The sequence below is a fragment of the Paenibacillus sp. MABNR03 genome (genome assembly GCF_050455445.1).
Taxonomy (GTDB): Bacteria; Bacillota; Bacilli; order Paenibacillales; family Paenibacillaceae; genus Paenibacillus; species Paenibacillus xylanilyticus.
This window is the reverse complement of the sequence record NZ_JBCIYR010000002.1, coordinates 310,888-333,770: the sequence shown is the minus strand read 5'-3', so window position 1 is coordinate 333,770 and position 22,883 is coordinate 310,888. Positions and strand designations below refer to the sequence as shown.

Here is a 22,883-nt window from a genome sequence, read left to right as displayed (position 1 = left end):
CCGCTGATCCATAGGCAACTATTGCGCTTTCTTGCGCAGCTGGCTGTGATACAGTTCGCTGTAGAAGCCGCCCTGCTCCAACAGCACCTCATGCGAGCCTTGTTCCAGCAGTTGCCCATCCTTCAGCACCAGAATTCGGTCTGCCTGCCGAATCGTGTTCAGCCTGTGGGCAATGACGAAGCTGGTACGGCCCTGCATCAGCCGCTGCAGCCCTTCCTGGATTTTGATCTCCGTAACGGTATCGATACTGCTGGTCGCCTCATCCAATACGAGAATGGACGGATCGGCCAAAATGGCCCGTGCAATGGCAAGCAGCTGTTTCTGTCCCTGACTTATGCCGCTTCCATCAGCCTGAAGCACTTTGTCATACCCATCCTTCATGCGCATGATAAACGAATGGGCATTGGCCAGCCTTGAAGCTTCTTCGACTTCCTCGTCTGTTGCATCCAGGCGGCCAAAACGAATATTCTCCCGAATCGTCCCTTGGAACAGGAATGAATCCTGAAGGACAAACGCCATGTGAGAACGCAGATTTTCACGACGAATGGTGGTAATATCCCGGCCATCCACGGTCAACATGCCCTCAGTCGGATCATAGAAGCGGGACAGCAGCTGAATCAAGGTTGTTTTCCCGGCACCCGTCGGTCCGACCAGTGCAATCATCTCACCCGGTTTCGCCTCAAAGCTGATCTGATGTAATATATTGCGTCCCTCATCATATCCGAAGGAAACCTTATCGAAGCGCACCGCACCCTCAACCTTTTCCAGAGATACTGCAGCCCCTTCATCCTTCGCTTCTTCATCCTCGTCCAATACTTCGAAAACCCGCTCAGCCCCGGCAATCGCGGACAGCAGCGTATTCCACTGGTTCGCCAGGTCATTGAGCGGACGAGTGAACTGACGAGCATACTCCACAAAGATGATAATGACCCCAACTGTAACAGTACCCTGGATGGCCAAAATACCACCGATCCCTGCAACGATTGCAAAGCTCAGGTTATTCAATCCATTCATCAGTTTGGGGATAAAACCGGAAATGGTCTGTGCCCAAAAACCGGATACCCGAATTCGGGTATTCCGCTCTTCGAATCCGCGAACCACCCGCTCCTCCTGGGAAAAGGCCTTGATAATTCGTTGTCCGGACAAGGTCTCCTCGATATACCCGTTAAGTTCACCCAGGTTACGTTGACGTTCTTTGAAAAGCGGTCCGGTTCTGCGTGTAATCCAGCGCATGCCAATCGCCATCAGCGGTACGACGATAAACGTCAGCAAGGTCAGCAATGGACTTAACCAGAGCATCACGCCAAACGTTCCAAGCAGCGTCAACACACTGGAGAAAATCTGAATGGCCGAGCTGTTCAGCGTCCCGCTGACATTCTCAATGTCATTGGTGACCCGGCTCATAATCTCACCCTGCTGACGCTTGCCGAAAAATGGAATTGGCAGCTTGTGCAGATGGGAGAACAGATCGTAACGCATCCGGAAGATGGTCTCCTGCGCGATTTCAATCATCCATATATTTTGCAGCCAGGAGGTGAGCGAGAACAGCACATACACCGCTGCAAGACCCAGCAGAAACGTCATCCAGCTGGAGCTTGTCGCTTCTCCATCCATATAATTGTCCACGGCCACACCGACCATGTACGGACCAAGCAAAGCCAGAGCGGAACTGGCAAATACCATCAGCAGCACCAGCGTCAGCTTCACTTTGCGGCGGGCCAGATACGTCCAGATCCGGCCCAGTGTGCCGGACCAGTTCTTGGCCCGCGCCTTCGGCTTGCGGCCTCCACCTGCTTTTAGCGCTTTGGGATCAAGTGGTGGCGGGGGCTGACGGAAAGGTTCAATGAACGCTTTGAACATGTGGTGTACCCTCCCCGTATTGTGATCCGTAGATTCGGCGATACAGCTCGGACGAATCCATCAGGTCTTCGTGTTTGCCTTGTCCAATCAATCGCCCATCATCCAGCAGCAAAATCAGATCCGCAGAGGTGGTTGAGCTGATCTTCTGGGTGATAATAAACGTTGTACAGGACAGTTCTTCCAGGGCGTCCAGCAACCTCGCTTCAGTCGCCACATCGAGTGCACTCGTGCTGTCATCCAAAATCAAAATACTCGGGCGGCGAATCAATGCACGCGCAATGGACAGACGCTGCTTCTGGCCACCTGACAAGTTAACCCCGCGCTGGCCCAACTGAGTGTCATATCCATTCGGGAGTTTCTCAATGGTGTCATGAATCTGGGCACGCTTCGCGGCTTCCTTAATCTCTTCCAGCGTTGCATCTTCCCGTCCCCAGGCAATATTATCTCTCACTGAACCCGTGAAAAGGATAACTTCCTGCGGTACATAACCAATTGCTCCTCGCAATGTGGGAATGTCCAGTTGATTTGCATCGGTGCCATCAATCAACACCTTGCCCCGTTCCTCGGTATACAGCCTTGGAATAAGCTGTACGAGTGAGGATTTACCTGAACCTGTCGCTCCCATAATGGCGATGCGCTCTCCTCGCTTGGCGGAGAACGTGATATCCTCCAAGACCGTAATATCACTGTTTGGATAGCTGAACCCTACACCTTGGAATTCAACTGCACCCTGAACAGCTTTAGGCCGTTTACTCTTCTCTCCAGAACCCATATTGTGTGCTGAAGATGTCTCCTGAGCAGTCTCCGAGGTATCCACTGTGTCAAACACTTCGTTAATCCGCTGCGCCGAAGCACTGGCTCTGGAGAATGTCACCAGAATCCAGGACAAAGCAGACATGGCACCAATGGTGCGGAGCAAATAGTTGATGACCGCAACCACTTCACCAACGCTTGCATTGCCGGTGGAGATGTCGCGCCGTCCAAACCAGAGGACGGCGATGATGCAGCCATTCATCATGAGCAGCATGAATGGCATGGTCGTCTCCGTCAGGCGCAGCGCGGAGATAGTGCCCTTCATCAGCTTGCCGCTGAATCCGGCAAAGCGCTCAATCTCATGGCCCATCCGGACGAACACCCGGATCAGCCGAATGCCTGTCAGATTTTCCTGGATGACTCCATTGACGGCATCCAGTCTGCGCTGCACATTGCGGAACAGCAGCGCGGCCTTTTTGATCATCCAGATGACAAATACGAGCAGTACAGGGACCATTACCACCAGCAGCAGCCCCAACCTTGGATTCACGACGACGGCCATAATCATGCTTCCGATCACCACGAGCGGCACACGGGTCATGAACCGCAGACTCATAAATACCGTATCCTGCACCTGGGTTACATCTCCGGTTAATCGAGTAATCAGCGATGACGTGGCAAAGCGGTTAAATACGGCGTACGAGAGCGCTTGCACTTTGTCATACAGCTTCTCACGCAGATCGAATCCGAACCCCAAACTCGCATGTGATGCAAAAAACGAACTGGCAATTCCGGCCGCAAATGCCACTACGGCACTGCCGACGAGAACGCCGCCCCATAACCAAACGACGGACAGATCGCCTTGCTGGATCCCGTTGTCAATGATTTTGGAGATCAGGTATGGCTGAGCCAGTTCCACTGCGAGCTCAATCAGCATCATGACCAGTGCTGCGATTGCGGCAACCCGATACTTCTTCAAGTAGTACAACAGCTTGATCATTACCATTCCTCCGGCCCGGAGCGCTTGATTACCGTGACTCATTTTTGTGTCTACGCAGCCAGCTCCGTTAGTCTCTTTCTTTAACTCTATGTAAAATTTCACGTACCCAATACGATTATTATATCGCATTTTACTCGTTCAAATCGTTAATATCTTCTTTCCTTTTCATTATTAACCTGAAATGAACAAGAGGATATCCATTCAGGACAAAAAAACCTGGGCAGCATCCCAGGCTTAATCATTAACTTTAATTAAAATTGATTCCTATCAAAACTGATCAAGAACTGATCCAGAGATTCCATTCACTCCGACTTCTTAAAATCCGCCTGCTGCTGTTCATAGATTTCATAGAAATCATCCCAGACCAGAACATTATCCTTCTCCTTGCTCCACCAGTCCTTGTACCATGTTTCAATCTCCGGTCCGCCCCCTTGTTCCCACTTTTGCTGTGCTTCCGCAGAAGCCTGTTCAACCGTATACTTGCTGCCGCCAATGATGGAACGGGTGAAAATATCGTTGATGGCTGTCGTCACATTGGTGAGCTTCACCTGGAGCTCCTTGGGCAGCTGCGGCATATGTTCGGAGTGAGTCACGCCCTCGCCCACCGGAAGATCCGTCATGTATACTTCCCGCGCTTCTTTGAAAAGGCGAAGCCCTTCCTTCTGGGACGGAATCTCCTCGCTGAACAGCATTTCAGTGTATCCGCATTTGCCTTCCTCCAAGCGACTGTACATCATGGCATAGTCCCCTGCCCAGCTGATCTCCTGCTTGTATTTCTCCTGATCCGAGATGCGCGGGCAGCCTTGATCATTCAGGGTGTAGTGTGTACCTTCAAATCCATTTTTGAAGGTTCGGCCCGTCTCTGTTTTGGTCAGAAAATCGATATATTGCATGACCGCTTCCGGATTTTTGGCGCGTGCATTCACGACAGCAGTCATCTGCACCGGATTGTTCCACACCATCGTGTACTGTCCTACCGAAGTGGTTGGCAGAGCGATGACTTTTAATTTGGCCTCCGGAACATTTTGCATCAGCGTATCCAATTCCTTGGCCGCAAATCCCGTATAATCCGAAGTCATGGCGGCATACATGCCGATTTTGCCATTCAGAAAATCCTGCTTCGCCTTGGCGCCGTCCTTGTCGGTCAGAAAATCCTTATCCACCACGCCGGCTTCATACAAGGCACGTTTGAATGCAGTCGCTTCCCTCATATTGTTGGGTCCGACCACAATCTCCCCTTCCTCCACGTTAACCCAGTTGGCGTTGAACATATAGCGGAACAGACCCGCCGTATCCCCGAACTGGAACCCGCCGATGCCATATGTATCATTCGCTCCGTTCCCATCAGGGTCATTTTCCGTGAAGGCCTTGGCCACTGCCAGCATCTCTTCCTCATTCGTCGGCACCTCCAGATTCAGCTTCTCCAGCCAATCTTCCCGGATGAAAAAGCTCGTCAGCGGAAACACCTCGTTCATGCGGCCGACTTCATATAACTTGCCATCGCTTTTGATGCCGGCCTTCTTCAGCTGGGGGTATTTCTCCATTAGCGCTTTGTATTCCACGCTGGAGTTCTCGATCAGGTCATCCAGCGGCATCAGCTGTTTTTGATTAAACAGGGTATTGCGGATGGGCGTTCCGAATTCGAAAATGACATCCGGCGCGCTGCCTGAAGCAAATAGTACATTAAGCTTGGATTGGGATTCCCACCGTGGAACAGCGGTATACTTCACATTGGCCGGACCGTTCTCATTGATCCACTTGGACCACATGTTGTCTTCGATCGTGCCCATGCCGCTCGGGACCGCCCCCCGATCATAGATCGTTGACGTGATATTCCCCCTGCCGCTTTCACCTTCAGCCTGCTCACTGCCGCCGCTTCCCCCTGTGCATCCTGCCAATATTCCGCCGATCAAGCCCAGAACGAGACCCGACTTCATCCATGCCTTCTTCGTAAACGCCATAGATAAGACCCTCTTTCTCTCCTGTAATATGAACCCACACGGTATAACTCACAGCGATTCTTAACCTTTGATCGAACCAAGCATGACCCCTTTGACAAAGTACTTCTGCAAGAACGGATATACCGCCAAAATGGGAATGACCATCACGATAACCGCCGCTGCCCGGATGCCTTCCGGCGTCAGATTGGAGATCATCGTTGGATCGGTAAAATCCTGTACGTTCAGATTGGACATAATCATATTTTGGACCAGTACAGTCATGTTGTATTTGGACGTATCATTGATATAAATCATCACACTCATGAATGAATTCCAGTACCCCACACCGTAAAAGAGGGCAATCGTCGCCAGCAAAGGCTTGGATAATGGCAGCACAATTCGAAACAGCAGCCCCAGCTCACCACAGCCGTCGATGCGAGCGGCCTCGTCCACTTCCCCAGGCAAATTTTCAAAATAGGACCGCATGATCAACATGTTATACGTGCTCACCAATCCTGGCAGCCAGAGTGCCCCATAGCTGTTCACAAGACCGAGATTCTGGACGACCAAGTAAGTCGGAATGAGTCCGCCGTTAAAAATCATCGTGAACACCATCGCCATCGTAAAAAAGCGGCGGTGGTAAAAATGCCTGCGTGACAGCGGATATGCCGCCATAATCGTCACCGCCATGCTCAGCCCTGTACCGATTAATGTGATCTCCACACTGTTCCAGAACGCATTCAGAATTGGCGTTCCCGTAATCAGGCTGTGGTACGAAAACCAGGTGAAGTCAACCGGCCATAACCCCACGTTGCCGGAGACGACGGCTCGCGCATCACTGAATGACAAGGCAATGATATTCAGGAGGGGCAGGATACAGCTGACGGCAACCAATGTTAACAATACATAATTGATCAGATAAAAGACTTTTTCTCCTCTGGTTTTTCTCATGCTGTTCTCCCTCCCTACCACAGACCTTCGTTAAATCGGCGTGCGATATAATTCGCACAGAATATGAGAATAAATGCGACCAATGATTCGAACAATCCCATCGCCGTCGTCAGGCTGAACTGCGCTCCCTGAAGACCCGTGCGGTAAATATACGTACTGATGACATCCGCCACCTCGTTGACATTGGAATTCTGAAGCATATATACCTGGTCGAACCCAACCTCCATCACCCGTCCCATCGACAGAATGAGCAGCAGAATAATGGTGGAGCGTATGCCCGGAAGCGTTACATGCCAGATCTGCCGCAGCTTGCTCGCCCCGTCCATCTGTGCAGCCTCATACTGGCTCGGATCAATGGTCGTTAGTGCCGCCAGAAAAATGATGGCATTGAAGCCCATGTCCTTCCAGATTCCCGAGCCGACAAACACGGCAATCCATGAGCCCTTGTTGTACATGAACGGATAAGGAGCTCCCGTCCAGGCTTCGACCCAGCGGTTTACGATTCCATTTTCCAAGGAGAAGACGGTCATGATCATCATCGCAATAATGACCCAGGAGAAGAAGTGCGGCATGTAGACCACGGTCTGCACCGTCCGCTTGAAGGCCATGTTTCGCACCTCATTCAGCATAATGGCCAGGATGATCGGAATGGGAAAGCCTACGATGATGCTTAGCAAACTGAGAAACAAGGTGTTACGGATAATCTCCACCGTCCGTGGATCGCTAAATAGTGTCTCGAAATGCTGAAAGCCTACCCAGGGACTGTGCCAGAGCCCGTCATAGAAGTTATAATCCTTGAAGGCCATGACCAGGCCTCCGATCGGTGCATAACGAAAGGTAAGGTAAAACAGAATGACCGGAATAAACATCAATATTAACGGAATATTGGTCTTGAACCTTCGCAGCCGCTGCTGCCGGAGCCGATGTTTGATTTCGCTGTCCGGCGGTTGTAATCCAGACGGCGTTCCTGCGGCCAGTTCCCCCTTCATGTTTATCACTCCTCTCTGCCTGCTGATGTACTATAGTTGTATTTTAGATAAAAATGTAAGCGCAAACATTTGTTATTTAACGATTCTTTTTTAAATTTCTACACAAAAATAACCCCACATGATGGGGCCGTCGCTGGAAACGTGACGTTATAAAAAAATAAACTCTCTTTAACTTTGGCTACAAACCAGATAAAGGCTGATGGCTATTCGCTGTTACTTCCATTTGGCTGCTTGCGGTATTCTCGGGGCGACAATCCTGTCATCTGTTTGAATACGGTTGTAAAGTAGCTGGAGTTATCGAACCCGGTCTGTTCCGCTATGTCCGCCATGCTCTGCCGGGTGCTGTGCAGCAGCAGCTTCGCCTTCTCGATCCGGCGTTTGCTAACATACTGGCTAAAGCCCTGTCCGGTCTCCTTTTTGAACAAATGGCTTAAGTAGTTGGGGGTCACATGAACATGGGCAGCCACGGCCTGCAGCGTACAAGTCCTGGAATAGTTCATATCAATATACTGAATGACACGTGTAATTACATGATCCTGCTGTTCCTGTGTGTGCCGCATCATCAAGTCCAACCATTCTTCGCTTTTGCAGCGGGCCCAGGCAATCGCCTCAGGAACGGTATGAATCCAGAGCAGCGGATCTGGACCAAATTGGTCAAAGCCACCCGACTCCTGCGGCTGCAGCTGCTGTATAAGCAGGTCCGTCATGACCTTCATGAGCACATGAATCTCGGCCTTGCATTGCGGCAGCGGCATTTCGGAGGCTTCGTCAAGCAATCCCTCCAGCCGTATAATCATCTCCCCGAATTGATGGCCCAGCAGCAGCGAAGTCAGTTCCTCGCGCAGTCTCTCTGTCCGGTCCACCTGGCTGTATTGTTCCCTGATCCGGATGTCGGACTGTTTCCGGCGATACCGTTCATGGGCCTTGCGCAGCACCTGACACGCTTCATCAAGGGAAAATGGCTTCAGCAAAAATTCAATCGCCCCATAACGGATGGCACGCTGTGCATATTCAAACTCACGATACCCGGTCAAAATGATAATCATGATGTCCTGTCCGCTCTCGTGTATGCGTTCGGCCAAATCCAGGCCATCCATCACAGGCATGTTGATATCCGTAATAATCAGATCAGGTGTACAGCTGTTTACCACCTGTATCGCTTCTTCTCCGTCTGCAGCTTCACCAACGACCTCCCAGCCAAGGGGATTGTTGCGAACCAGATGAATCAATCCCTGACGAAATAACGCTTCATCATCTACCACGAGCATTCGCCCATTCACTGAACCTTCTCCTCTCTGCCATCCGAATTCCCAGACATGACTCCCTCTCCGAGCTGATATGGCAAACGAAGACGTACAAGCGTCCCTACGCCAACAGCCGACTCGATCTGGACACCATAGGGTTCGCCGTGAATCAGCTCAATTCGTCTAAGTACACTTCTCATGCCAATGTGCTGACGCTCCTCATCCGCATGCGCCACCGGCGCCATAATGCGTTCAATGACCGATGTGTCCATGCCGCAGCCGTTATCTGAAATTTCGATGATGAGCATGTCCGGTTCGGCCTCATTTCCCGATGGCTGCGAAGCCCGAATCTCCAAGATCCGGTTATCCCTTTTATCAGCAAAGGCATGAACAAAAACATTTTCCACGATGGGTTGGAGCAGTAATCGGATCACCTGACAGCGAAGCAATTCCGCAGGAACAGAAATTTCAATCGACAATGCTTCCTGATACCGTGCCTGCTGAATCTGCAGGTAATGATCAATTTGCGTCATTTCATCCTGAAGTGTCGTTAGTCGCTGCACCGGTTCCAACGTATATTGCAGCATCTCGGACAAGGCTGTGACCAGGCGAGCCGATTTCTCATCGCCCAGCATATAGAACTTCCAGAAAAACATGCTTAGTGTGTTATACAGAAAATGAGGGTTCAGCTGGGCTTGAATGGCCTTGAGCTCGGCTTCCTTTTCACTGAGTTCCCGCTCGTATACCTCATGAATCAGCGTATCGATCCGGGATGCCATCGCATTGAACCGTTCACCGATGAAGCCCAGTTCATCCTTGGTCTCAATTCGGACCCTTGTATCAAACCGCCCATCACGCACTCTCTTCATTGCGTTGACCAGGCTCGCCAGCGGACGCAGCAATCTTCCGCTGATGATGGTGATGATAAACCAGGAGCATAATACGCTGGCTGCCGCAGAGAACACGGCAACTTTTACGATGATCTTTCCCTTGTTCTGAATCTGAGCGAGTGATACCTTGCTGACCAGCGTGAAGTGAGCCTTATCCGAGGTTTGTTTGGTATACAAATGGGTGGTTCCCTGCTCATCCCTGATTTCGGTTGCTCCCATGCTCAGCTGTGCAAGCGGCGGCGGGTTTGCATCCTGATTATGAAATGCATATAGAAGATCCCCTTCAGCATCAAACAGATAAACAGCAACCTCATCATTTAGCCGCAGGTCTTTAAGATACGATTCGAACAGCGAGGTATTAAACAGGATTAACATCACTCCGTAAGTCTCCAAGTCAACAGAACGCATTAAGCGTCCCGCCAAAATCCAATTGGATTGTTCCTCTTGCAGGAAGGCATCCGGTCCCAGGCGATTCCATACGTATTCGCCGCCCGTTCCTTCCAGTCTATGAACCATCTCTGCCAGATAGGAAGGATCCATCTGTTGAAACGACCCCGCAAAGGCGCCAAGATTGAATATGTTTTCCTTCAGATCATAAATGCGGAGCCCCATAATCTCCGGTGCATCGAGCCGCACCTGGTACAGCTGATCATCCAGTTCATCTTCCAGCTTCATCTGATCATAGGAAGAGATGCCTGCGGCCTGTGCCTTGATGGCATTTTTCACGGAGGGATTCAGTGTGATGTAATCCGTGACTTTGTACATGTCGTTCACCCGGGAATCGAGGCGTGCAAGGATCTGCTCAGCTGTAAGACTGTACTGCCGACTGACTTCTTCATTGAAAAGAGCAATATGTATGCGATACGTAATCAGTCCCGTAACTCCCGAAATCAATACCGTCGCTGCTGACAAAAACAAGACTAATTTCGTCCTAAATTTAAAGCGTTTACAAAAGTTGATCCACCACATCCTGTACACGCACCTCACCCATATTCCGTCCCCATCTTATCCCTAAAAACATATCACACCCCTGTTTAAAAAAACAGAAAAACCCTGACCATTTTCTTACGATGGTCAAAGCTTCTCACTTTCCTCTATTGTGACATCTACAATCGATGTAATTCCTTCTGCAAATGCTCCCGGCGCTCTGCCACATAGGTACGAATCTTTTCCGGTTCACCGTGAAAAACATTCAGGGGCCACTTCATGTAGGGGTCTTGCTCCACCGCTTCACGAATCTGGCTGTGCAATCGATATACAATCGGCATAATCCGCTTCTCTGTAAAAGCGTTCGTCAGATGCTGCTTCATCATTCTCTTATAATGCTGACGAAAAAGGCGAAAGGCCAGCAGCCGTCCTGTAAGTTTATTATAACCCTGGATTCGAACGAGGTTAGGGTTCACTCTCGCTCCGTAACAGTTTCTTCCCCAGGTTCCCTCATAATCCCACGGTAAAATGGCATACTTCCGGGTCTTGATCTTCTCATACCAGGTGTAGTTTTGATGAAAACCATCGAAATTCCCTGTAAGTACAGCTCCACTCAACCAGCGCAAATAGTTGTCCGTATCGATTCTCGACTGCAAATAGCGAAGCAATTCCTGCCTGGATTTCGTGTTCAGCTGCTGGATAAAGTTACGGAGCCTCGTACGGTCCTCGTCCTTACCGCGAATCAGAGTATATCCGGACAGTAGATCGGTGTCTGTTTCATCCGAGTTCGGATCAATCGCAAATCCTGCCTGATCGTTCACTGCATAGAAAATGCTTCGAACAGGTATCTTTCGCTGCCGAAAAAAGAACGATTTAACACCCTCAATTCGCACATAGACTCCCCTGAGCTGCCCGTTCAGATAAAGTATGCAGTGCTGTGTAGACGGAGCCGGGACACGAATGGATTCAAAAAAACGGAAAGAGAGTGCATTGCGCAGCAGGGAGGGATCATCGTACTCAGCGTTAAAATGGAAAGTCCGGCTGGACGTTCGAATCTCAAATGATTTTTTGACATAGCCACGTGTGTGTCCTCCCCGGTATCGAATCCGGATTGGAAGCTGTTTGCCGTCCATCTGCATCGTTCCGTTCACAAACGTATCTGACCAGATGTTCGATGTTAACTGTTGATATTCGTTATCGGACACAGTGATGTGGTAAACAGGTAAAGCCATTTCCATCCGCCTTTCGAAGACCTGTGAGATTGCCCGTAGGCTGTTACACCATCCTATGCAGGAGCACAGCAAGCCGTAAGGGCTGATACACAGTTTATTCAAAACACCAACAAGTCAGGCCTTCCGGAATGCGGAATACTCGAGCCATTAATCTATGAACATTGCCTTCTTCTCATAGATTATAGCCAAAATAGTATAGAAATGGTTGTCAGGCTAGTCCCCCAAAATAGCATGTTACATATGATTAAACTACAGACAGACACGAATGACGAATGGAAGGGATCATCAAAACATCCGCCATTTTTGTCCATCTGAACTTATATCACGGAAGGGGAACAACACAATGTCTATGAACGGTCAGGGTATGAGAGGTTTGTTGGGAAGAGAAATCAAGATTAACCGGGGAGGCCCAGATGCCGTACAGGGCACCTTAATGGACGTACGGTGGGACTATATGGCGATGAACTGCAAGGAAGGAATTGTCTATGTCAATGAAACACATGTCAAAAGCATAACAGACACAGGTCGTTCCGGCGGAAACAGAAATGCAGCCATGGAGAACCCGATTCCATCCAACTCGTTTTTGGGCGTTATGCAAGCACTCCGCTTCCGTCGTGTTCAGATTAACCGGGGGGGTCCTGAAAAAGTCGAAGGCATCCTGGCCGATGCCAATCAGAACCAGTTAATTATGACTTTGAAAAATCAGGAAATTGTCCGCATTCCCATGCAGCATGTGAAATCCGTATCCCTTGTACGCGGTAGTAACAACAATAATAACAGCAATAACAATAACTCCAACAACAGCAACAACAATGGTAACAATACGAGCCAAGGCAACCAAGCTGCTCAAGGCAATCAGTCTCGCGGCAATCGTTCCCAGGGTAATCAGGCTGCTCAAGGCAATCAATCCCGGGGGAATCGCTCCCGGGGGAATCGCTCCCAAGGTGCACAGCAAGGTGCTCAAGGCAATCAATCACGCGGTAACCGTTCCCAGGGAGCTCAGGGCAATCGTTCACGCGGCAATCAAGGCAATCAGTCCAAAGGCAATAAATCTGGTGGCAACAAGTCTGGCGGTAACAAATCCGGCGGTAACAGATCCGGCGGTAAAAAGAGATCTTAATGATCACGTAACAGCTTAGGTTATCAACCAGTTTAAAGGGGGGAATACTCATGTTGATCTTCGTTGCCGTTGTCTTGATCGGTGCGCCTTTATACTGGATCGTTTTACCTGGAAGGCCCACTCCAACCCATGAACATTCGATTCAATCTCCACCAGGACTTCTCCCCCTGGGAGGTGAATCACAGTAAATGCCTGATTATCAATTGTGGTTAACCTTCGGGGTATTTATGATCACTGTCATTTTCCTGATGTGGCGGCCTGGCGGATTAAACGAGTCCATTCCTACTTCGCTAGGCGCCCTTCTTCTCGTTTTAACTGGCGTGAGCAGTTTCGCTCATATCGTTGGCATCTTCGGGATTGTTTCCGGGGCAGCCGTAACCATTCTCTCTACCATTGTTATGTCGATTATTCTTGATAGCATCGGTTTTTTTCGCTGGATCGCTATCAATATGATCGAAAAGGCACGAGGCTCCGGCTTCCGACTGTTCTGGTTGATTCTATTACTCTGTTTTCTCATGACGGTCTTCTTCAACAATGATGGCAGCATACTGATCACAACTCCAATTATCCTGCGAATCTGTTCCATACTTCGCCTGAAAATGCACCAGCAATTACCTTACCTGATCTCAGGGGCGCTCATCGCTACAGCATCCAGTGCGCCAATCGGACTTAGTAATCTCGCCAATCTGATCGCTTTGCAAATGGTAGGTTTGAACCTAAACACCTATACCCAGATGATGTTTGTGCCATCGATGCTGGGAATTATTGTGATGACGGTACTGCTATTCTATTATTTTCGAAAAAGTATTCCCAAGGTTATTCATCACTTCCCTATATCCTTGCAATCTCCATCCGGTTCGGGGTATCATCCGCTGCAAACAGGAGATCAGGAGACGCAACCAACCGATAGCGCAAAGAAGGTGGACTGGTGGCTGTTTCGAGTCTGTATCGGAATTGTCGTATTTATTCGTGCAGGATACTTTCTCGCTGAGCAATGGGGCATTCGTATGGAGGTTGTCGCGATCACAGGTGTTGTTCTTATGCTGGCTGTGCGTTGGTATCGCACCCGGACTGGACTTAAGGATGTAATCACTCAAACGCCCTGGCATATTCTACTTTTCGCCTTCAGCATTTATATTATTGTGGATAGTCTTCATCGGGCTGGAATGACAGCTACTATCATTCAATGGATGCAACCTTTGGTAGAAGGTGGTAACGCCAGCCTCATTGCTGTATCAGGGCTAATGCTTACTCTATTATCCAATCTGTTCAATAACCTGCCTTCTGTGATGATCGGAACATTTGCAGTAACAGATCTTCAGTTAAGTGATACACAGCTGCATCTGGCCTATCTTGCCAACATTCTGGGAAGTGATATTGGAGCCTTACTGACACCTATAGGCACCCTAGCAACGTTGATCTGGATGTATATTTTAAAGACCCACCATGTGCGAGTCTCTTGGAAACAGTATATGAAAGTCACCTTTATTGTGATACCAATTAGTCTAATTGTCAGCCTATTTTCCCTATATATTTGGACTTCTATTCTATATTGAGAGGAGGTATACTGTGAAATTCCCAACAATGTGGCTTGGAAAATCCATCGAATTGGAATTATCCGGCTGTAAATTTCCGATTCAGGGTGAGATTATTGATATGGGTCAGGACTTGATTGTGGTTTACGGACAACAGCGATTCACCTATGTGCCCCTTCATCACCTTCAATCCATGCATGTGAATAAAGCGGAGGATACTAGCTCCACTACCAACGTACCACCGCCTGATCCCGAAATGGATCACAACAATATATCGTATCGCAAAATATTGATGAATGCCCGTGGAAGATTCAGTGAAATTTCGATAGGCGGACGCACACTGCATGGTTATATTACGAATATTATGAACGACTACTTCATATTCTTCTCTCCACTACATCATGCGGTCTACGTCTCCATCAATCATCTGAAATACATTATACCTTCTCCGACAAACAGCACACCCTATTCCCTAAGTCAGCAGCATTTCCCCATTCAGCCTGCGTCCATGCCCCTTTCCCGTACACTGGAACAACAGCTTCAGAAAATGGTTGGTGAACTTGTCATCCTGAATCTGGGTGACAAGCCATATCGGGCTGGATTACTGAAAGCTGCAGACAACAATTTACTTGAACTGGTTGAAGCAGAGGGCAATACCTTGATTATGCACACCGATCATGTTCAAACCATTCATCTGCCTTAAATGGGGGTATTACGAGAAAAGGTCCATTCTGCTTATCACAGATGGACCTTTCTTTATTTTTTGGTGAAGATATTCGTGCAAGTCTATACATTGGCTAGCTTCTTTTCTATTTTCCGTAAGTCTGCTCCATGCGCTCTTCCTCATTCGTGGACAGCAAAATGTTAAGCAGCCCCATGGCGTTATTGGCGTCTGTTCTCGCCGTCTTGTACATCTCGGCAAACGCTGCCTCATCCTGCTCGGGGTCCATGGCTGCCAGCTTGCCCCATGATTTGCGGGCCTTGTCATAGAGCTGGCTTAAGGTGATGTCATATGGGTGCTGCGCAACCGGGGCCATGGATTCAAATTTGGCGGTTACTCTGAAGAAATCCATGGAGTCCTGAAACGATTGGCTGCTGTAATCCTTGTTATTCATGGCATCTTCAGTAATCAGCAGACCTTCACGCGAGATAAACAGCGTTTTGACCATCGCCCGTTCCAGATTGGTGGCTTCCTCCCAGGTTATATAAGACACGTCAGGTGCCTGCACAGTCGTAAAAAAGGGAAATGCGTCATCAATCAAACGCTGTGTATTGGCATGAATCGGCACCTCCGCATTCATATCCACCACTGTATCGCTGTAATTGGCAACGTTAATATTTTTGGAACCTTCCTCACTGACCCGGCGAACCGGATGATCGTCCAGGGGGATGCGAATATAACCAAGCTTGTCCGCGTATTCGTCCTGCAGTTCTTTCAACGTTTCCGTAGCAGTGGAGGCTGGTTCCGAAGTGTTACTCCCGATCTCCTCTGCCGCTGCAGTTTCGGCTCCGGACTGCTCGGTGCTGCTGCTCGCTGTCGCATCAGTACCCGCCTCCTGAACAGGCTCTTGACTGGCAGTTTCCTTGGCCCCGCCGCCGCATGCGGTCAGAACCGCAGCCAAGCTGAATATCGCCGTAAACATCCGAATCGGTTGTGTCCATCTCATGGCATAATCTTCCCCTTATCTTATGTATGCATATAAACTACATTAACCATGGCATGTAAAATTGAATTCATATTCCATATATGATCTACATTCGGATAACATGCCATATTCACAGGTAAGCATTGGTCTACATTCTATCATAAGTTAAATTTTGGGTGTATACGACGATGTACCTGTCTCTGTGAGCTGTCATGACTGGATTCCCCAACCAAAGTACAAAGAAAACACTGTCATCCCGAAGGATAACAGTGTCTGCAAAAAGCTATTTAATACCTTTGGCCTTCTCTATATGTTCTGCTCGGGTTTGTGCTTCCGTGCAATTGGCTGCGGAGAGCAAGGAATGGATGGCCTGAATATCCTGTTCCTTGTATAACGTCTCAGGAACATCTGCCTCAAGCTTTTCCGTTTTGCGCAGAATGGTTTCGACCAATTCATGATCATAAATTACCAGTTCATCCGAATTTACATATCTCACTGCAGGATCCACGCTGATTCGGCAGCGGTTGGTGAAGGTCACCATCGAAATCAGGCGCATACGCTTATAATCTCCGAGATGTGCATGAACGGCCTCAACATGGCCCCGATGCTGCATCAGAGGATTATACATCTTGATTCGGCTGGTGCTGACGGTCCAATTGGCTTCTCTGCGGCCTCCACGAATCTCACCTGTCGTCAGGTTGCGGGTTTCGATGACGAAGATCCCCCGCGGGCCAATGACAACATGATCAATCTGGGAATAGCCCGAACGTGATTTCGGATTGGGAACGAGCAGATCATTCAGGACCTTGTATTGCCCTGGAAGACTGTACAACCGATCTGCTGTGCTCGGTTCTTCCGGCTCTCTGATCCAGTCCGATTCGTGTTTGGATTTTGACTTGGATTTGCGACGGCTCCGGACCAGTCGTGCAGGCGCTGGACTAGCTGCCGGCATCGCTCCGGCAGAAGCTGTAATCGGATTGGCAAGCTCTGGCTGTGTCTTGAACAGAGACAGGATTTTTTTGAACATGGGCAAGCTCCGTTCTAATATAGTATGAGTTACAGGGGACCGTTACGACAGTTGAACGACATCTTTGCACTTCCATTATGTAAACTTCTATTACTTATGTCGGATAAAGTAGGGTGAAATTAAAGGGCGACAGGCCTATTTCTCTTTTATAAACCAAAGTATAAGAGAATATTTAACCAATACTGTGACTTTAGACGCATGTGATAGGCCAAAAATTAAAAAAACAGCGTATTCCCTCTCCATCTAAGAAAAAGAACACGCTGCTTCTTGTGATAAGTTTCAATTAAGCTTGAAGATAATACGTATAGAGCACCTGTGTACCCTTCTCATCCAGACCGTTTCTGGATATTTCCTGATAGAGGGATTCCGCGAGCGCAAGACCCGGCGTCTTCATGCCCATAGCTTTGGCCGATTCAAGGGCAATCCCCATGTCTTTGATAAAATGTTTTACATAGAATCCAGGCTCAAAATCACCCTTGATCATGCGCGGACCGAGATTGCTAAGCGACCAGCTTCCGGCTGCTCCGGTCGCAATGCTCTTCAGCACATTTTCCGCGTCCAGACCCGATGTTTTGGCATAAGCAAGTGCTTCGCACACACCCATCATGCCGGATGCAATGGCGATCTGATTACACATTTTGGTATGCTGGCCTGAACCAGCCTTGCCCTGCAGCACAATGTTGGTGCCCATACAATCGAACAGCGGACGTACCGCTTCGAATGCTTCCGAAGTACCACCAACCATGATGGACAACTTGCCATCCCGTGCGCCAATATCTCCACCCGATACCGGTGCATCCAAAGCATGCAGTCCCTTGGCCTCTGCAGCCTCGAAAATGCGAGCAGCCAGCATGGGGCTGGAGGTTGTCATATCAATCAGGGTTGAACCTGGCTTGGCGTTTGCCACAAGACCATCTTCACCAAGATAGATTTCCTCTACATCCTTCGGATACCCTACCATAGTGATAATGACATCACACCCCGCTGCAAGTTTTCCTGGTGTGTCATGCCATACGGCCCCTTCATTCACCAATGCTTCCGCTTTGGCAGCCGTACGCGTATAAACATGCAGTGGGTAGCCCGCCTGCTGGATGTGACCTGCCATGCTTTTGCCCATAACGCCTGTACCGATAAAGCCAACTTTCGTTTCTCCAGGTGCCTTCGTCGTATTTGTCATCGTAGGTTTCCTCCTTGTTTCTCTATGTTTTTGTGTCTTGGATCGCTATATCTGTATGTTATAGCTTTCGTACGCCGCCGTCTATCATTTGCATCAAATCTAGCGGACCGACATCCGATATTGATTAGGCGACATCTGAACGAAACGCTGAAATGCCCTGTTCAAATTACGTTCGGAATACCCTACCTGTTCGGCAATTTCCGTAATGGTATAATCGGTGTCCTGCAGCAATTGCTTCGCTTTTTGCACCTTCAGATTCATTAAGTATTCGATAAAGGATACCCCCATCTCCTTCTTGAACAGCCTGCTCAGATAGGAAGGACTGACGTTCACCAGTTCAGCACAATCCGATAATGACTGCAATCCTTCGGGCCTGCTGCTCAGATGTTCACAGACCCGCTGGACGATCAGACGGGAAGAATTGGTGCGGAGATCCTGACTGGTTTCAATGCATAACGGAAACAGCACACCGATAAACCAGTCGTGCATTTCCTTCGATGTCTGATTCTCCTGAAGCTGATCGAACAGATTCCCGCCCAGCCGTTCCAGCATGCCGGGACCCTTCGTTTCCATGGATTGAATGATCGCCGATAGCAGCATATGATACCCCTGGATCATGACAGTATAAGATTCGGAGGAACGAACTCTTTTGGAAAACCTGTGAAGCGCATCTTCCGCATGGGGAAGCATTCCATTCCATAGGGATTCAAGGATCTCCTCTTCCATCTCCCGGGGATACATAAAGACCGGATTACGCTGGGTGGCCAGAATATCTTCATAGAACAGAACATTCTCAGCATCGTCAAATAACCGATATTGCAGGGCGAGCTGGGCTTCGCGGAAAGACTCCGCTACGCCAGCAAGTTGACCGGGACGCCCCACGCCCACTGCAGCTGAAAAGGATAAATACTGGTCCAGGGCATGATGAATATCCTCAGCGTAACGACATACCCTCTGTCTTGCTTCAGAAGAAGGTATCTCCGGATTGAAGTGCAGTATGGCTACCGAGTCACTGTCATTTTTGTCTACGACATATCCCCTCAAGTCATGCTCTTGGCTGAGCAGCTCATCCATTACATTTCTCAGCGCAAATACAATCACCGGTCCTTCGCTGGGCAAGAAACGTTTTTTCTTCACCAGATTCTCGACTTTGACAACCAGCACCAGAAATTGCCCCTCTGTTGGCACATCATGTCTGGCGCATTCTTCATCCAGCCTGCTGCCGCTCCATGAACCGCTAAATTGCAGTAACTTCTGCAGAAAACGATCGCGCAGATCGGGCTGTATGCCTTCGATATACCGATTCAGGGTCTCCGTCTGTTCATTGAGATAGCTGAGTGATGACCTGATATATTCAATTTCGTTTCCTTGCGGAGAAGATTCATGCCCGTTCCTGCGCAAATTTTCCCCGTATCGCAGCAGCTGTTGGATGGGATTATAGGCCAGTCGTGAACTGAACCAGGTGAGCAGCATGCCTACCAGCACAAAGATGGATACCGAAATCAGGATTAATACCTTAATCCAGTTCAATTGGGCAATCATCTCCCGCTCAGGGAGCTGGGACACATACGTCCTCCCCATCGATGCCGAGGCATATGCCACAAGCTCATTGCCGTGTTCACCCTTCAGCACTTCATGACCCGACCGTTCCCTGCCTTCTGCATATGCGATCTGCTGCAGCACAGCATCCTCCGATGCCATTTTGCCGATCTCGCCAGGCCCGTCGGTGTGCAAAATAATTTGCTGGTCTGCATTAAGAATGGCCAGAGACTGATCCTCCAGACTGACGGAATAGCTGCGGAGCAAACTCCGGAGCTCCTGTTCTTTCATCTGCAAGATAACTACTCCTCGCGGCTCCCCCTGGCCCATGACGGGCAGTTTCCTGACATAGGAGATGTAGCCTGCTTCTCCGGATTGAGGCAGGTACGCCCACCCTGCCTGTGTGTTCCCTTCAAGTGCAGCCTTCATATCCTGCTTCTCCTTGTAATCTGCGAGCGAAACCAATCCATAATAATGGGACAACACCATATCCGTTTTAGCGTCAAAATAAATCATTTCTTCAATCAAGTTATTGGTGTTTTTATGCAGTTGAAACAGATCAAGCAGATCCAGATGGAGAAAGTAATCACTCTCATAATGGGTACTCCCCAGTGCATTTCGCATTAACGGACCACTGGCAAGCTGCATGGATTCATGCTCCATATTGGTTAGAATATTCTCCACCCTGTCTTTGAGCAAATTCAATGAGGCCATATTGTTATCCTGGAATTGTTCGGTCAATTTAATCATGGAGAAATGATAGTAAGCGCTTCCGGCAAGCACGACCGGAATGACCACCGACATGCACCCCAACCAAATCAGTCTTTTCAGATAACCATTCGTTGCGAACCAGCGGTCAAGCGCTGATTGGATGGTCTGCATCATGCGCCTCATGGAATCACCCCCGTCTGCTGCTGTCCTGCACTCATCTCGCCATAAACTGTTCGGGTTCATTATATCAAGAGAGGTACCCGGATACACTCCCAAACGTCCAGCGTAGGCACGTTAATTTTCAGTTCACTTCCGATCATCTCCGTCTTCAGATGTACTCCAGCCATCAATGCTTCAGCTTCGCCGGCGGGACTTCCCTCCCCTGAACGGACCGTGATAACCATATCGTGTAACGGAAGTACGGATGACAAGGGTCTGCGCCCTGCTCCGTTTACCAGATGAATCAGCAGGTTGTGATCCTTGCGGAAAACTGTCAGCTGTAATCCGGGTGCTTCTGTGATCGATACCAGAGCTCTGTCGTTCAGCTGCAAATCTACAGCATTGGCAAACAATCTGAAGTGGTCCTCCAATTTAAATTCTTGTATCAGGCTGCTGAGTGAAAAAGGGAAATATAATGTCTTCCCTGCTCCATACGTTCTCAGCAGCGCCAGTGGCAGTTCTGTCTGTTTTACGGCCAGTGATGCCCGTTCTGGAGGAGCTCCGACACTTTCCAATGGGGAAAATGGGGGGACCAGCGTAGCCAGGACCTGCACCTCTGCATCGATAGGCTGACAATAGATGACCCTGCCGCGATGCGGTATTAATTCGGTCTCCTGCAGCTTCTGCTGCAGCGGGTTCACTTCTTTGCCTGTAAAATGCCTTTGTTCAAACCGCAGGTATGAAGCAACCAAATCCTCACTCTCCTGCATTTCCCCGGAAATACCAAACAGGTCCGTCAGCACATATTCATTCGGGTTCTCATCCTTCGGCAGTTCGCCCTCTGCAATAATGCGGCCACCCTGACTCACATAATCGTGGAGCAACTCTGCAAAGTCGGACGAATACGCAAATCCTTCAGGCAAGAGAACAACCGGATAAAGATGCAGGTTCACGCTCGCCATCTGTTCAGGCAAAATCACATCAAACGGGATATGTTTATGGATTAGTGCCTCAGCCAAGCCTTCTGCTGAACGATTGGCACTCCACATGATCGCCACCTGGTTCATTGGCTTCGCCCCATCCATACAAGCAGCCAGCTTCGCCGCATCCCTGTTGACTTCCGTCACGGTACGCAAAATGCGCTTATCGGTAATCGTATCCGGGATTCCGGTTAATGAATGCCAGAGCTGGCCGCCATTGGCAGGGATCTGCGAGAGCCAGAACCGGTATTCGGCAGGCGGGAGCCCGGTGTGACGCCAGTCCATGCCTGGACAAGAGTGAACGATCCCGAAAGGATCAGGACGGCCTGGAACGGACCGCCCCACCTTAATACTGAGTGCTGGCTGCCAAAACTCCGGGATGCGAGTGTGACCAAGTGACAAGACGTCCTGCGGTTCGGTACAGAGCATATCGGTGATAGAGACTCGTTTCTCCAGATTATCCCGATGCAGATTATAGTACAGAATCATCGGCACTTCGGGCCGGACCGCCTTGATTACCTCATACATCCGGCCCAGATTATCATCAAAACAGCGGGCTGCAAAATCAGATGCCATTTCCGCAGAAGTTTCCGGCAGCGCTGTGCCATATATGTCCTTATATTTCTTTTGACACTTGGAGCATTGGCAAAATACATATCCTGGTGCGTTGAAAAAGACACCGTCAATTTCATACCGTTCCAGTGCTTCACGGATAACAGGAACAGCCAGCTCTTCGTTACGGTAACCTCCATTAATGCAGGTCGACATCAGAAGAGGCCAAGCCCCTGGACGGGTGGCTCCGATAATATCCGGCTGCCCGCCTTCCCTGCGCACAAACCACTGGGGTTTCTGCAAATAGACCGAATCCTCTGCCTTACTGAAATCAAAGCGGGCAATAAAGCGAATCCCCCGCTGATGACAGCTCCGGATCATGTCCCGCAGCAGATCGCTGCCGCGGGGCAAGTATTCATTGTGCACATGAAATGCCACATCGGATCGGTACCAGGCGTAGATTCCACCCACATTAAACACCATCGCATTGGCACCCATCTCCAGCATTTGATCTGCAAGACGTTCGGGATCAATCTTCCCGGTGTCCTTTACCTGCATGTTCGGTTGAATGATACGCAGTGGCTGCTGCCACCAGGGACGCTGTTCCTTATCATTGGGGTTTGGAGTTTTCATCGCTTCTCCTCTACTTCG

General features: G+C 49.4%; 16 protein-coding genes. 3 read left to right on the top strand and 13 right to left on the bottom strand.

Annotation, left to right across the window (positions count from 1 at the left end; translation table 11 throughout):
* Positions 1–18 precede the first annotated feature (18 nt).
* From AAIH57_RS10115 to AAIH57_RS10080, 8 genes are all read right to left on the bottom strand, one after another.
* Positions 19–1,860: an ABC transporter ATP-binding protein gene (locus AAIH57_RS10115; RefSeq protein ID WP_430021541.1), complete on the bottom strand. Its 1,842-nt coding sequence runs from the start codon at positions 1,858–1,860 to the stop codon at positions 19–21.
* A complete protein-coding gene (locus AAIH57_RS10110) occupies positions 1,841–3,613 on the bottom strand; it encodes an ABC transporter ATP-binding protein (RefSeq protein ID WP_430021540.1) in 1,773 nt (590 codons plus the stop codon). The genes AAIH57_RS10115 and AAIH57_RS10110 overlap by 20 nt, the downstream gene beginning before the upstream one ends.
* 302 nt (positions 3,614–3,915) lie before the next feature.
* Positions 3,916–5,574, bottom strand: a complete 1,659-nt coding sequence (locus AAIH57_RS10105) for an extracellular solute-binding protein (protein WP_430021539.1) — start codon at positions 5,572–5,574, stop codon at positions 3,916–3,918.
* A 60-nt stretch (positions 5,575–5,634) separates the two neighbouring features.
* Positions 5,635–6,504, bottom strand: coding sequence for a carbohydrate ABC transporter permease (locus AAIH57_RS10100; protein WP_413034905.1), 870 nt, complete (start codon positions 6,502–6,504; stop codon positions 5,635–5,637).
* 14 nt (positions 6,505–6,518) lie between these two features.
* Positions 6,519–7,493, bottom strand: a complete 975-nt coding sequence (locus tag AAIH57_RS10095) for an ABC transporter permease (RefSeq protein WP_175397978.1) — start codon at positions 7,491–7,493, stop codon at positions 6,519–6,521.
* 203 nt (positions 7,494–7,696) lie between these two features.
* Positions 7,697–8,773: a response regulator gene (locus tag AAIH57_RS10090; RefSeq protein WP_430021538.1), complete on the bottom strand. Its 1,077-nt coding sequence runs from the start codon at positions 8,771–8,773 to the stop codon at positions 7,697–7,699.
* Positions 8,770–10,545 (bottom strand): sensor histidine kinase, encoded by a 1,776-nt coding sequence (locus AAIH57_RS10085; protein ID WP_430021537.1) that lies wholly within the window; start codon positions 10,543–10,545, stop codon positions 8,770–8,772. Before AAIH57_RS10085 ends, AAIH57_RS10090 begins: the two co-directional genes overlap by 4 nt.
* Positions 10,546–10,733: 188 nt before the next feature.
* A complete protein-coding gene (locus AAIH57_RS10080; RefSeq protein ID WP_430021536.1) occupies positions 10,734–11,786 on the bottom strand; it encodes a CotH kinase family protein in 1,053 nt (350 codons plus the stop codon).
* Between the two features lie 343 nt (positions 11,787–12,129).
* Here AAIH57_RS10080 and AAIH57_RS10075 point away from each other — a divergent pair, with 343 nt between their 5' ends.
* From AAIH57_RS10075 to AAIH57_RS10065, 3 genes are all read left to right on the top strand, one after another.
* On the top strand, positions 12,130–12,906 hold the full coding sequence (locus AAIH57_RS10075; RefSeq protein WP_430021535.1) for a DUF6897 domain-containing protein: 777 nt from the start codon (positions 12,130–12,132) through the stop codon (positions 12,904–12,906).
* Positions 12,907–13,094: 188 nt separating this feature from the next.
* On the top strand, positions 13,095–14,462 hold the full coding sequence (locus AAIH57_RS10070) for an arsenic transporter (RefSeq protein WP_175397644.1): 1,368 nt from the start codon (positions 13,095–13,097) through the stop codon (positions 14,460–14,462).
* Between the two features lie 13 nt (positions 14,463–14,475).
* Positions 14,476–15,144, top strand: a complete 669-nt coding sequence (locus AAIH57_RS10065; RefSeq protein ID WP_312884333.1) for a DUF2642 domain-containing protein — start codon at positions 14,476–14,478, stop codon at positions 15,142–15,144.
* 106 nt (positions 15,145–15,250) lie between these two features.
* On the opposite strand, the gene AAIH57_RS10060 is transcribed toward AAIH57_RS10065, so the two are convergent.
* The 5 genes from AAIH57_RS10060 to AAIH57_RS10040 form a co-directional block, all read right to left on the bottom strand.
* Positions 15,251–16,108: a hypothetical protein gene (locus AAIH57_RS10060; RefSeq protein WP_430021534.1), complete on the bottom strand. Its 858-nt coding sequence runs from the start codon at positions 16,106–16,108 to the stop codon at positions 15,251–15,253.
* A 262-nt stretch (positions 16,109–16,370) separates the two neighbouring features.
* Positions 16,371–17,114, bottom strand: a complete 744-nt coding sequence (locus AAIH57_RS10055) for a nuclease-related domain-containing protein (protein ID WP_430021533.1) — start codon at positions 17,112–17,114, stop codon at positions 16,371–16,373.
* A gap of 283 nt (positions 17,115–17,397) precedes the next feature.
* Complete coding sequence (locus tag AAIH57_RS10050) at positions 17,398–18,291, bottom strand: NAD(P)-dependent oxidoreductase (RefSeq protein WP_430021532.1); 894 nt, start codon at positions 18,289–18,291, stop codon at positions 17,398–17,400.
* A gap of 99 nt (positions 18,292–18,390) precedes the next feature.
* Positions 18,391–20,724: a helix-turn-helix domain-containing protein gene (locus tag AAIH57_RS10045; protein WP_430021531.1), complete on the bottom strand. Its 2,334-nt coding sequence runs from the start codon at positions 20,722–20,724 to the stop codon at positions 18,391–18,393.
* A gap of 59 nt (positions 20,725–20,783) precedes the next feature.
* The gene (locus tag AAIH57_RS10040) at positions 20,784–22,865 is read right to left on the bottom strand and encodes a family 10 glycosylhydrolase (RefSeq protein WP_430021530.1); all 2,082 of its coding nucleotides are present in this window, start codon (positions 22,863–22,865) and stop codon (positions 20,784–20,786) included.
* Positions 22,866–22,883 lie beyond the last annotated feature (18 nt).